We start from the raw sequence: 12483 nt of genomic DNA on the forward strand, positions 1-12483 counted from the left end.
GTGACGAAATCGAAATCGTCGGTATCCGTGACACCCAAAAAACCACCTGTACTGGTGTAGAGATGTTCCGTAAACTGCTAGACGAAGGTCGTGCAGGCGAAAACTGTGGCGTATTACTACGTGGTACTAAGCGTGAAGACGTACAACGTGGCCAAGTACTAGCCAAGCCAGGTTCAATCACCCCTCATACTAAATTTGACGCCGAAGTATACGTACTGTCAAAAGAAGAGGGTGGTCGTCACACACCATTCCTAAACGGCTATCGTCCACAGTTCTACTTCCGTACCACTGACGTAACTGGCGCAATCCAATTACAAGACGGTACTGAAATGGTAATGCCTGGTGACAACGTTGAGATGGGCGTAGAGCTTATCCACCCAATCGCTATGGACAAAGGTCTTCGCTTCGCAATTCGTGAAGGTGGCCGTACCGTAGGTGCTGGTGTTGTTGCTAACGTCCTTAGCTAAGCATCAAAACCCTAACGCTATAGAGTTATCTAAGCGTTAAGCAGTAAGAAAAAAGCCATCCTTGATTAAGGGTGGCTTTTTTTGTGAGGTGTGAATGAGGATAAGGGGTTAAATAATAGGGTCTGTTCTTAATTTTAAAAAATAAATTCCAAAGCTATAAATTATAAGGACTGCTTCATATATAGTAGATTAAAGATTTGCTTATAGATAACTATAACCTTTATTATATAGCGGTAGCATTTTAAAAATAAAAACACAATAACCTAAATTGGAGTAAATAATGATTACCCATGTACCTGATGTGACTTTCAAAACTCGTGTTCGTGATGAGTCTATCGGCGGAGACAACCCATTTAAATGGTATGACCTAACCACAGATGAGTTATTTGCCAATAAAAAAGTGGTGGTTTTCTCTCTACCAGGTGCTTTTACGCCAACGTGTTCGACCAGCCATCTACCTCGTTATGAAGCGCTTTACGATGAATTTAAGGCGTTAGGCGTAGATGAAATCGTTTGCATTTCTGTTAATGATGCCTTTGTCATGTACCAATGGGGCCTAAAGCAAAACCGTGAAAACGTTTTCTTGCTTCCTGACGGCAATGGTGAGTTCACTCGTAAAATGGGCATGCTGGTTGATAAGAGCAATCTTGGCTTTGGTATGCGCTCATGGCGGTATTCGATGTATGTCGATAATAAAGAAATCAAAAAAGTGTTTAAAGAAGCGGGTTTTGATGACAACTGTCCAACAGACCCATTTGAAGTATCAGATGCAGATACCATGTTAGAATATCTGAAAAGTAATGCTTAATCACAATCCTTAAGTACATTGACGTTTGATGGGTATCATCAGGCGTCGATAAATACTTGAATACTGAAGCTTAAATACTGTCGAACTGCTTAATCCTTAAATATAAGGGCTAAGCAGTTTTTTTATGGCTTCTATAAAGATTTTTGGATGTATTAAACTAAACGTCTAAGATATCTTTGAATATAGGCAGCTTACGTATGTATTTATGACATATATAGAAGATCATTTATGAATAAGTTTAAAAATTACGCTAACATAGCCGTTAAGGCATAAGAAAAATAAAAGGAAAAGCGGTGTTTATTATAAAGAAATTAGCAACCAATACCTCAGAGCGACAACAAGCGCTTCAAGCAGTCGCAAATATTGAAACGCTCGTACAGCCGCACGACGCATGGACTGAGCAGACATTGGCTGAGATGCTCGCGCAAGATAGTACGCATATAATGATAGTGTATAAACCAGAAGAGGAAGCAGGCTATAAGATCGTTGGTTATTGTTTATATCAAGTGGTTTTTGAGCAAGCAGAGATATTACGTATCGGCACCCATCCTGATTATCAGCGTCAAGGTATTGCCTCGCAGCTTTTTGCTACATTGAATAATGAGTTAATAAATAATAAGGTAGAGAGCTTATTATTAGAAGTGCGCGCAGATAATGCACCAGCGCTTGCTTTATATGAGCGGCAAGGTTTTGTCGTCATTCATAAGCGAAAGAGTTATTATCAACTGCCGCATCGGCCCGCTATCGATGCCTTGATTATGCAGCGATTTTACGATTAACAATGGGTTGTTTAGAGAATAGTTAAATTATGCTTGCGGCGGTATTTTCTTTTTGCATATCTCGATATTAGAGAGATAATTTTTATCGGTTTTCATGCGTTCAAGCACCTCGATGCGTTCAGCCAACATTTCTATCATCAGATTAATTGTCGTTTGCTGTTTTTTAACTTGCGCCAATTTCTGCTCCGTAAGGCTTAGCTGCAAATCAATATCAAGTTGACCATCGTAATAATCATTTAAGCTGTCTTTGATTTCAGTTAATGTAAAACCAATGGCTTGAGCACTTTTGATGAGCTCGATACGCTCGACGCATTCGGGATGAAATTCGGTATAAAGCCGGGAGCCTGCTTGGCGTTTGCGAGATTTTAGTAACCCCAATTGGTCGTAATGACGAATGGTATCTTTGGTGGTATTGGCCTGCGCCGCTAGTGTGCCAATCAATAAAAACGCTGTGTCGGGTGCCATGCTGACCTCGTAAGTAAAAGACCTAAATTACTAATTGTGTAAAAAATGATAGCAAGCATTATTCGTTACTATGTTTAACTATAAATAGATTTATTTAAGTTTACTTTATACTTTCAATTGCCAAGGCTGAGGTTTATCGAGAAGTGAGACCGCTAAAGATTGATGAGAGTCCTTTTGCCATTTGACTGAACGGCTGCCAATTAAAGTATCTAGCTCTAGCAAAAATTTAGCGCGTGGCAAGATTTCAGCTCCCAAACTTAATAAATGGTCGTTTGGTAGCTGACAGTCTACCAATTCGACATGGCTTTGCTCACATAAACGCATTAAGCCCCAAAAAGCGAGTTTTGAAGCATTTGAAGCAACATGAAACATCGATTCGCCAAAATAAATACCGCCTATTTTTAAGCCATATAAACCGCCAATTAGATGCTGTTTATCGTCCCAAACCTCAATGCTATGCGCAAAGCCTTGCGCGTGTAGCTCAGTATAGGCGTCAATCATTTCACTATGAATCCAAGTATGTTCACCCTCGGGTAGCGCGGCATTGAAACCATCGCTACGCGGTAAGCTACAAGCATGGATAACATCATCGAACGCTTGATTGAGGGTCAACTGCCAACGTTCGCGACCCGCTTGTTTACGTAGTGATTTACTCGGCTTATAATCCGTTGGCACCATGACGCAGCGCGGCTCAGGGCACCACCAAGCGATAGGGTCATCTTCATTAAACCATGGAAATAATCCTTGCGCATAAGCTGAAATTAGCGTTTCCGGTGATAAATCTCCACCGACAGCAACGATACCGATGCCATCAGGGTCCACCATCGCAGGATCAGGAAAATTATAACGCCCAAGACTTTTTATGTATTGACGAAAGTTTTTAGGCGCTATAGCAGCCGCATTAATATCAATGCGGTCGTTATCTTTAGCAAAATCGCTCATTTATGCTTCTTTATCTTCAGTCAATGTGGAAGCATAAGTGTGGTCACGAGCGACTGTCTCACCCATAGCGTCCAAATATTTTTCGGCATCAAGCGCTGCCATACAGCCAGTACCCGCCGAAGTAATGGCTTGACGATAAACGTGGTCGGCGACGTCACCCGCGGCAAATACGCCCTCGATACTGGTTTGGGTGGCATTGCCATTTAGACCGCTATTAACGATTAAGTAGCCATCTTTCATTTCTAACTGGCCTTTGAACAAGTCTGTATTTGGCTTATGACCAATGGCGACAAACATGCCAAATACGTCTAATTGCTTGGTGCTGCCATCAAGCATCGATTCGATGACCAACCCATTGACACCCATATCATCGCCGACGACTTCGCGAACTTTATGGTTCCATTCGATTTTGATGTTACCGTTTTTAACCTTTTCAAATAGCTTATCTTGTAGGATTTTCTCAGAGCGCAAGCTGTCGCGGCGATGGACTAGCGTCACTTCAGAGGCGATGTTTGATAAGTATAAAGCCTCTTCAACGGCGGTATTACCACCACCAATAACTGCTACTTTTTGGTTTTTATAAAAGAAACCATCGCAGGTGGCACAAGCTGATACGCCAAGGCCACGGAATTTGTTTTCTGACTCTAAGCCTAAATACTGCGCAGAAGCACCCGTTGAGATAATCAAGGCATCACAAGTATAGCTACCGTTATTACCGATTAGCGTAAAAGGACGCTCATTCAAATTGACTTCATTGATATGGTCGTAGACCAGTTCGGTACCAAAGCGCTCGGCATGGGCTTTCATACGATCCATAAGCGCAGGACCGGTCAAATCATGGGCATCGCCTGGCCAGTTATCGACTTCAGTAGTCGTGGTTAGCTGCCCGCCAACCTCTAAGCCCGTGACCATAACAGGCTTTAGGTTGGCGCGTGCTGCATAAACGGCAGCGGCGTAACCGGCAGGGCCTGAGCCTAAAATAATGAGTTTTTCGTGGCGCGGAGCCGTGATATCAGTTGCCATAAAATTTCCTTGCTTGCTATCTAAATAAGAAATATAAAAATTAAAATACGTGGTACAAATGATAAATGTTATAAAAAATAGTCGCTAAAATCGCGATGAATATGGTTTTTCTTATTGCTGTGTGATAATAACATAAGGGCTGAGGGCAAAAAGTGCAAGTTTGCTAAAATGAATATGGGTATCATTAGAATCAAAGCACGGAGCGCTTAAAAACTGCTCTTAAAATGAAAGCATACTTTTTCATTGCATACTGGTTTATTACTGAAAGGTGTGGCGAATGTTCGGTTAATGACTGCATTTTTTGCTCAACCGCTTAATAATTGATTTTCTTCTGCGCTTTCTTGATAACACTGTCGCCACTACGCCTATGTATTTGTTATTATAAGAAGTTATGCAAGCGTAGTGGTCAGTGAATAGCGCATCAAATTATAATGGTATTTATATAGTGCCACTTAATAGTAGAAAATCATTTCAACATGAAAAATTCCAATCATAAGCTAGCAACCATTTATATTAATAACCAGCACGAACGAGCATTAGCAACGAGTATTGACAACAAGGCAGATCTTACGTGATATCAGCACCACTTATTGAGTATTTAAAAAAGGGCATATTTACCCTGCTTGGGTTAATACTGGCGGTTTATTTGTTCGTCATTTTGATGACGTATACGGGTAACGATCCGAGCTGGTCGCATATCAGCAGTGACATGACGACCGTGAATAACATGGGCGGCGAGATGGGCGCTTGGCTGTCAGATTTGCTCTATAGCTTCTTTGGGTTTGGTGCTTGGTGGTTGCTGGCGTTTTTGGTTTATGAGTCGGTGCTGATTTGGTGGGATAATAAACCAACGTTTTGGTTATTACGTGTCGTGGCTTATGTATTTCTGCTGTTAAGTGCCAGCGCCTTATTTGCGCAATTGGTAGCGCTAGTACAGCAAGTGGCAGACCCGATGACATCAGGGCTAAAAGGGGTTGCTGGCGGTATTATTGGGCTTGAGCTGCAAGCACGTTTGGCACAATTATTATCGCAGTGGGGTAGTGTAATATTCTTGACGGTATTTGTGGTGATTACTGCCACATTTGCTTTTAATATTCATTGGTTAGCGATTTATCAGAAAATTAAGACGTGGTCATGGCGTGATACTGCGGTTCAAGACAATGCGGCTCAAGGGAATGAGAGTAAGCGAGCAAATAGACAAGCTGCACCAACAGCGTCTGAGCAACAGCAAAATGATGAAAGTGCGAGCGATGAAAAAGCGGCGCAAGGTTTTGAGCAGTTACCACTGGATTTGCCAGCGGCTAATCACGCTCATGACAACCAAACAGCAGATAAAAATGGTCGTTTTAACAACGTATTAAAAGAGTTTTTGGCGACGTCAGGTCTTGGTGCTAGCGTTAAAGCGTCTATGTCAGCGGCGGCAGCAGTAGCACAAACGGCAACGAATAGCGCAGCGCAAGATGGTCAATTGCAACCAGCTTCTGCGAATACAAGTAGTTTCAAACACGTCCATCAGCCGCAAGCGTCAACAGCTACTATAAAAATAGCTACTGTAAATTCTATTACCGCTCCTGCACGTAAAGTTGAACCAAGTTTTGCTTGGAACGATGCTGATACGGTTGAGGACTTGTTGGCGCGTGAAGCAATGGCTGAGCAAGAGACGTTTGGTTACGATTCTGCTGCTACGTCTGTTGCTTTTGATGACATTAATGATATTGCTGATGAAGATGAAATGACAGAAAGCGTTGATTTAGGAGTTGATAGCTTAGAAGTTAATAACTTAGCAGATGCGTGGTTAGCAGAACACGCCGCAGTGCCAGTAGCGTCTAAGGTAGAACAGAAACAAACCGTCATTGAAGCGCCAGTAATGCAGACCTCTTTCGCCAAGGAGCAAAAGGTAGCAGAGGATTTAAACGGTAATGACATTGATGATTCAATGGATGACTTCTCTGAAGCTTGGTCTATCGAAGACTCTGAGTTTACCGATAACTCTGAGCCTTTAACTCAACATGAAGTGCTGTCAACTCAACATGAAGTGACGAAAGACTGGCAAACAGATAACGCTGCTCCAGCCGATGAAATCAGTGAAACCGTTGACATGACGCCGACCAATACCCCGCCTGCCAATCCAAAATTAGCACCGACGGTGGACACTGGTACTTCGGTGACCAATATTGCTCCGGCGGCCGCTAAACCGACCGTAAGCTTTGCAGTGCCAGAGGGTGATAGCAGCAATCATATTACCGACATGGTGCCAGAAGATGACAGCAGAGCTGACGACACTGATCTGCCAGTGATGCCGCATATCAGTGATGATGCCGCTTTTAGTCAAAAATCACGCTCGATGCAAACCGCCGCTTATCGTAGTAGCCTGACACCGATTCCAGAGCTGTCGATTTTAGATAAGCCAGACCCTGACCGTAAGCCAAGCTATACCATCGCTGAGCTCGAGCAATTGTCAGAGTTGTTAGAGATTAAGCTGCAAGAATTCAACGTCAAAGCAAACGTGGTCAATGCCATTCCAGGCCCTGTCGTAACGCGCTTTGAAGTAGAGCTTGCGCCTGGCGTTAAAGCCAGCAAGGTGACGGGTATTTCACGCGATTTGGCACGTTCGCTATCGATGGCGTCGTTGCGGGTGGTCGAGGTCATTCCGGGTAAGCCGTATATCGGTATCGAGGTGCCCAATAAAAAGCGCGAAATGGTGCGTTTGATTGAGCTACTAAATACGGAAAAATTTAAAGATCCTAAGGCGCAAATTAGTATGGCGATGGGTAAAGATATTGGCGGCAAGCCGATTATCACCGACCTTGCGCGCGCGCCGCATATGCTCGTTGCTGGTACCACAGGCTCTGGTAAATCGGTCTTGGTCAACTCGATGCTACTGTCGATGCTGCTCAAATATACGCCAAATGAGCTGCGTATGATTTTGATTGATCCAAAGCAGCTCGAGCTTGCCAACTATAATGATATTCCGCATCTTCTCACACCTGTCGTCACTGATATGACCGAAGCGGCCAGCGCCTTGTCATGGTGCGTGGCAGAGATGGAGCGCCGTTATCAGCTGATGAGTTTATTAAAAGTGCGTAAACTTAACGAGTTTAATAAAAAAGTAATCGCAGCTGAAAAATCTGGGAATCCAATGCTTGATCCTTTATGGCGTCCGAATGACAGCGTCAGTATTAGCCAAGCGCCTAAGCTTAAAACCTTACCGATGATTGTTATTGTCGCCGATGAGTTTGCCGATATGATTATGCAGGTCGGTAAGCAAGCCGAAGAACTTATTACACGATTAGCGCAAAAATCACGGGCTGCGGGTATCCACTTGATGCTTGCCACTCAGCGTCCGTCAGTTGACGTTATCACGGGTTTGATTAAAGCCAATATCCCAGTGCGTGCTGCGCTCCGAGTAAACTCAAAAGTGGATTCGCGGACGATTTTGGATAGCGGGGGCGCAGAAGACATGCTTGGTAACGGCGATATGCTGTTCTTAGGCCCTGGGCAAATTGAGCCCGACCGCGTCCATGGTGCTTATGTCAGTGACGAAGAGGTCAACCGTGTCTGTGATGCATGGCGTGAACGCGGCGCACCCGATTATATTGATAATATGGCCGGCAACTTTGAGCTATCGAGTCCCAGTGGCGGCGGTAGTGCCGCAAATGCCTCTGGCGAAGATGACGATTTATATAATGATGCCGTGGCTTTTATAATGGAAACGCGTAAAGTATCAGCATCTAGTATCCAGCGGAAATTTAGCATCGGCTATAACCGCGCGGCGCGTATCGTTGACTCGATGGAAGAGGCTGGCTTGGTCAGCTCTATGGGCAAAAGTGGTAAGCGCGAGCTGTTGATGTAGCACTTAAATTTGATTGAAGAACAAAAAAACGAGTTACCAATGTAGCTCGTTTTTTTTATGGGAAAATAATATGGCAGTTGCAGCCAAATGACTATTGAGTTTATTTATCAATGCTAAACAGCAGTTTTTTATACTAAACTGATGATTGATTATAAGATAAATAAGCATAAAATTTAAGAATAATCTGAATTCAATTGTTATCCAAGGAAGGTTAGTTATGTTTAAAGAGTATACCCAATACGATGCCATGGCTTTGGCAGCACTGGTCAATGCAGGCGAAGTGAGCGCTAAGGAATTGCTCGATGCAGCTATCAATCAAGCCAATCAGCTCAATCCAAAATTAAACGCTATTATTCATCGCTTTGATGAGCGTGCCTATGCCGCAGCGCAAAAAGGCTTACCAGCAGGTGCATTTAACGGTGTGCCTTATCTCTTAAAAGATTTATCGTTTCATTTTGAGGGTGAGCCAATTACGATGGGCAGTCGTAGCGTCAATATTATGTCAGAAAGTGATAGCGAAATTGTTAAGCGAATGAAAGCCACAGGCGTCAATACCTTTGGTAAAACCAATACCCCAGAATTTGGTTTGATTATCACTACTGAGCCCAAAGCTCATGGCGTCACACACAATCCCTTTAAAAAAGGCTATAGCTCTGGTGGTTCATCGGGCGGTAGTGCCGCAGCGGTATCAAGTGGTATCGTGCCAATGGCAGGCGCAGGTGACGGCGGTGGTTCGATACGCTTTCCAGCGGCATGGTGCGGCGTGTTTGGCTTTAAGCCTAGTCGAGGCCGTAATCCTATGGGCCCAAAAATTGGCGAGGGCTGGGAAGGGGCTGTCGCTGACCATGTGATTACGCGTAGTGTGCGCGATAGTGCGGCGATGCTTGATGCGACAAGCGGCGCGGAAATCGGTGCACCTTATGTCATTGCACCGCCTGATGGGACTTTTTTGCAAGCAGCCATGCGCGCGCCAAGGCAATTAACCATCGCCCTGCATCAACAGCCATTGGTTGCCAATACAGAGGTCGATAAAGAAGTACTTGCCGTATTAGAAAAAACCGCGAAGCAACTAGAAGCCATGGGTCATCGTGTGGTCCCAGCTGAGCCAAATATTAATATTGAGCAATTTTGGCATGATTTTTTAGTGGTGGTCTGTGCCCATACCGCTTTTACCATTGATAATATCGAGCGTTGTTACGGCGCGCAGCATATCCAAAACCTTGAGCCGCAGACTTATAATATGGCGATGCTTGGGCGCTCATTATCCGCCGTTAATTTAGCCCACGCTAAGCATGGCTGGCACGATAGCCAATACCAAACAGGTTTGCTGCTTGAGACCTACGATATGATTTTATGCCCGACCGTTCCAACGCCTGCGGTCAAGCATGGCGTACTACCGCCAAGCCGTATGGATGAAACACTGATGCGCAGCGCAGGCCTGCTCAATAAAGGCATTAACATGGGCAGATTTGCTTTTAGCTCAGGTATGATTGAAAAGCTCAGCGCCCCAGTACTTGGTAAAATGGGCTTTACTATCTTGGGTAATGTCACCGGCTTACCAGCAATGTCGTTACCTGTTGGTATGAGTAAAAAAGGTCTGCCGATTGGGATGCAGCTGATCGGGCGCATGAATGATGAAACGACGCTATTTAGTATCGCAGGCGAGATGGAGCGTGCTGGCATGTTTACCAAACCGGCTTTTGAGAAATAGTTTTATATGATGAAAGAGTTTTGATAACTTCTATATTAAAAAGTAGAGATTAGCAAAAACGCTTTGATTAAAAGTTTAGGGGCTGTAGTAGATAAGCACTAATCAAAGCGATAAATATCCATACCCAAACTGTGATGCGCCATGCTTTGATGCACCACAGAGACGCGTTGACCGGCACCTAAAGCAAAAAATAATGGCAATAGGTGCTCATCGCTTGGATGTACATTTTGATAATTAGGATATTGCTGCCAATCTAAAGCGCTTGGAATATCCGTTTTTAGTTGCTGCAATAGCCAAACTTTAAAGTCTTTGGCGGTCTCATCGATACTTTCAGCTTGCCAACGTAATGCCTGTAAATTGTGGGTGATATTGCCCGAGCCAATCAAAAGGATTTGCTCGGCGCGCAATTGCGCCAACTGCGCACCCAACTGATAGCAAGCGATGCTGTCATAATGGCGTGGCAAGGATATTTGCACGATGGGTATATCAGCCTCAGGATACAGGTGTAAAAGCGGCGCCCAAACCCCGTGGTCACTGACGCGTAAAGGGTTTACACGGCAGGTAATACCACGCGCCGTTAGCTGCTGCGCCAATGTCTCCGCAAGCGCTGGCTGGCCGACTGCTGGATACTGCAACTCATAGAGTTCGGGCGCAAAGCCAGAAAAATCATGCCACGTCTTTGGTCGCGGATTGCTGCTGATTTCAAGCTTAGCCGACTGCCAATGCGCTGACATAATGATGATGGCGCGCGGTTTGGGCAAGTTTTGACCGATACGTGCCAGCGCACTGGTGGTTGCCGATTGTTCGATGGCGAGCGTCGGAGCGCCATGCGAAATAAATAATGCGGGCAGTTTAGCCTGTTTTGATGGCGTTATAGCACTTGCTAGCGCAGGCGTGCCTGTCCAAGCAGCCGCTGAGGTAATGGGCGCGGGCTTGGATGTTGTTGTATTTTGACGCTCGCTCTTATGTTGCGAGGCAGGGGTCATGGCTTTAGGTGTCGCAGGTTTAGGATGTTTCATGGTGCATTTATTAGGGCGCGCGCCTATATTTCAATCCGTTTTACCATGACGCGTCGCCATTATTTTTGATAGGGCATAGTTGATTTTTATAGCAAATGACTGTTTTTATAAAGGTTTTAATTACCGCGATGATAAGGATGGTTGTGATTGATACTCATGGCGCGATACAGCTGTTCCATTAATACCACGCGCACTAAAGGATGCGGCAGCGTCAGCGCCGATAACGACCATTTCACATCTGCTTTTGCCAATACCTCTGGCGATACGCCGTCAGCGCCGCCAATGACCAACGCAATATCATCGCCTTGCTGCATGCCATCAGCCAGTTTTTCAGCCAGCTGTTCGGTTGAGAGCATTTTACCTTTTACGTCGAGCACCCATAATTGCTCGCGTCCAGCCGCAGCATGAGCGGCCAATATCGCTTGACCTTCTTGCTCACGGTACTGCGCCAAATTGGCGTCTGAGGGGTTTTTGGCGCGTTTAGCGGCGGCAATTTCTACGATTTCAGTATTAAGCATGGGCTGGATACGCTTAAAATATTCATCAAAACCGGTTTGTACCCATTTGGGCATTTTATTTCCAACACTCAATATTCTTACTTTCATAATATAGACCACTTTTTTAATGGGTTAAATGTAACAAAAAGATTCTGCACTTAAGTTATTGTAACAAACAGACCTTTTACAAAGTATTTTTTTATGCTTTACTAGCATTTGACCAACAGTTGTTCTTTTTTAAATAGTCTTATCGTTGAATGGTAAAGAAAGCGTAAGCAACCCTGTACCGTCTTTTTGATAGAGCATAAGATAGTTTGCAATATTATTTAAACGAAAGGAGTCGTTCATGAACCGTACTATATCAAGCCTATTAGCACTTAGCGCAGGTGCGCTACTCTCAACCTCTGTGTTTGCTGCTTCTTTAAACGGCACGCAGTGGCAAACCATTGATGATAAAACTGGCGAGAAAAAAGCCGTTATTCAATTGACCGAAAGCGGTGGTAAAGTTTCAGGAAAAATCATCAAAGTATTGAATAAAGAAAAGGCAGACGCGCTTTGTACCAAATGCCCTGGCAGCTTAAAAAACAAACCGGTTGAAGGCCTACAAATATTGTCAGGCTTAAAGGCCGATGGTAATAACCAGTGGAGTGACGGTAAGCTGGTCGACCCTGAATCAGGAAAAACTTACTCTGGTAAGCTAACCTTGAGTGATAATGGCCAAAGCTTAAAACTGCGCGGTTATGTCGGTACACCTGTCTTTGGTCGCTCGCAAACGTGGCAACGCATTAAGTAGTTTTTGCCAGTGCTCTTATAAAAGAAAATTTATAAAGCAAGCTTGTAAAACAAAAAGGATAGCAGATTGATATGTGCTGTCCTTTTTTCATGTTTTAAATTTTAGATTTTAACTCAATGCTTTTAT

11 protein-coding genes are annotated in these 12483 nt (G+C 44.2%); 6 read left to right on the plus strand and 5 right to left on the minus strand.

The features are described 5' to 3' along the window. The 3 genes from JMX70_RS11100 to rimI all read left to right on the plus strand — a co-directional run. A partial coding sequence (locus tag JMX70_RS11100; protein WP_265088595.1) for an EF-Tu C-terminal domain-related protein occupies positions 1 to 467 on the plus strand: 467 nt, incomplete at its 5' end. 280 nt (positions 468 to 747) lie between these two features. Then, positions 748 to 1275 (plus strand): peroxiredoxin, encoded by a 528-nt coding sequence (locus tag JMX70_RS11105; protein WP_068404024.1) that lies wholly within the window; start codon positions 748 to 750, stop codon positions 1273 to 1275. A gap of 293 nt (positions 1276 to 1568) precedes the next feature. Continuing rightward, positions 1569 to 2054 (plus strand): ribosomal protein S18-alanine N-acetyltransferase, encoded by a 486-nt coding sequence (gene rimI / locus JMX70_RS11110; RefSeq protein ID WP_201592116.1) that lies wholly within the window; start codon positions 1569 to 1571, stop codon positions 2052 to 2054. Positions 2055 to 2081: 27 nt separating this feature from the next. Here the strand turns inward: rimI and JMX70_RS11115 are convergent, their stop codons facing one another. The 3 genes from JMX70_RS11115 to trxB form a co-directional block, all read right to left on the minus strand. Next, positions 2082 to 2519, minus strand: coding sequence for a MerR family transcriptional regulator (locus JMX70_RS11115; RefSeq protein WP_144298154.1), 438 nt, complete (start codon positions 2517 to 2519; stop codon positions 2082 to 2084). Between the two features lie 105 nt (positions 2520 to 2624). Next, positions 2625 to 3461, minus strand: a complete 837-nt coding sequence (gene aat / locus JMX70_RS11120) for a leucyl/phenylalanyl-tRNA--protein transferase (RefSeq protein ID WP_201592119.1) — start codon at positions 3459 to 3461, stop codon at positions 2625 to 2627. Next, complete coding sequence (gene trxB, locus JMX70_RS11125) at positions 3462 to 4484, minus strand: thioredoxin-disulfide reductase (protein ID WP_144298152.1); 1023 nt, start codon at positions 4482 to 4484, stop codon at positions 3462 to 3464. It abuts the gene before it with no gap. A gap of 571 nt (positions 4485 to 5055) precedes the next feature. Here trxB and JMX70_RS11130 point away from each other — a divergent pair. Together JMX70_RS11130 and JMX70_RS11135 are read left to right on the plus strand one after the other, a co-directional pair. After that, positions 5056 to 8337 carry a DNA translocase FtsK gene (locus JMX70_RS11130; RefSeq protein WP_201592122.1) on the plus strand — a complete coding sequence of 1094 codons (3282 nt, stop codon included), beginning with the start codon at positions 5056 to 5058 and terminating at the stop codon, positions 8335 to 8337. Between the two features lie 217 nt (positions 8338 to 8554). Beyond that, on the plus strand, positions 8555 to 10048 hold the full coding sequence (locus JMX70_RS11135; RefSeq protein ID WP_201592125.1) for an amidase: 1494 nt from the start codon (positions 8555 to 8557) through the stop codon (positions 10046 to 10048). Between the two features lie 98 nt (positions 10049 to 10146). On the opposite strand, the gene JMX70_RS11140 is transcribed toward JMX70_RS11135, so the two are convergent. Both JMX70_RS11140 and rlmH read right to left on the minus strand, forming a co-directional pair. Beyond that, positions 10147 to 11067: a DODA-type extradiol aromatic ring-opening family dioxygenase gene (locus JMX70_RS11140; protein WP_201592127.1), complete on the minus strand. Its 921-nt coding sequence runs from the start codon at positions 11065 to 11067 to the stop codon at positions 10147 to 10149. Positions 11068 to 11183: 116 nt separating this feature from the next. Next, positions 11184 to 11672, minus strand: coding sequence for a 23S rRNA (pseudouridine(1915)-N(3))-methyltransferase RlmH (rlmH, locus tag JMX70_RS11145; protein WP_068406749.1), 489 nt, complete (start codon positions 11670 to 11672; stop codon positions 11184 to 11186). 238 nt (positions 11673 to 11910) lie between these two features. Here rlmH and JMX70_RS11150 point away from each other — a divergent pair, with 238 nt between their 5' ends. Beyond that, a complete protein-coding gene (locus tag JMX70_RS11150; RefSeq protein ID WP_144296396.1) occupies positions 11911 to 12357 on the plus strand; it encodes a DUF2147 domain-containing protein in 447 nt (148 codons plus the stop codon). Positions 12358 to 12483 lie beyond the last annotated feature (126 nt).

Origin of the sequence: Psychrobacter pulmonis (assembly GCF_904846465.1) — a bacterium.
Classification (GTDB): Bacteria; Pseudomonadota; Gammaproteobacteria; order Pseudomonadales; family Moraxellaceae; genus Psychrobacter; species Psychrobacter faecalis.

What these genes read in the sequence shown, in the direction of transcription:
- JMX70_RS11105 (WP_068404024.1), top strand. Translation starts at nt 748, where the DNA reads ATGATTACCCATGTACCTGATGTGACTTTCAAAACTCGTGTTCGTGAT.
- JMX70_RS11115 (WP_144298154.1), bottom strand. Translation starts at nt 2,519, where the DNA reads ATGGCACCCGACACAGCGTTTTTATTGATTGGCACACTAGCGGCGCAG.
- aat (WP_201592119.1), bottom strand. Translation starts at nt 3,461, where the DNA reads ATGAGCGATTTTGCTAAAGATAACGACCGCATTGATATTAATGCGGCT.
- trxB (WP_144298152.1), bottom strand. Translation starts at nt 4,484, where the DNA reads ATGGCAACTGATATCACGGCTCCGCGCCACGAAAAACTCATTATTTTA.
- JMX70_RS11135 (WP_201592125.1), top strand. Translation starts at nt 8,555, where the DNA reads ATGTTTAAAGAGTATACCCAATACGATGCCATGGCTTTGGCAGCACTG.
- JMX70_RS11140 (WP_201592127.1), bottom strand. Translation starts at nt 11,067, where the DNA reads ATGAAACATCCTAAACCTGCGACACCTAAAGCCATGACCCCTGCCTCG.
- rlmH (WP_068406749.1), bottom strand. Translation starts at nt 11,672, where the DNA reads ATGAAAGTAAGAATATTGAGTGTTGGAAATAAAATGCCCAAATGGGTA.
- JMX70_RS11150 (WP_144296396.1), top strand. Translation starts at nt 11,911, where the DNA reads ATGAACCGTACTATATCAAGCCTATTAGCACTTAGCGCAGGTGCGCTA.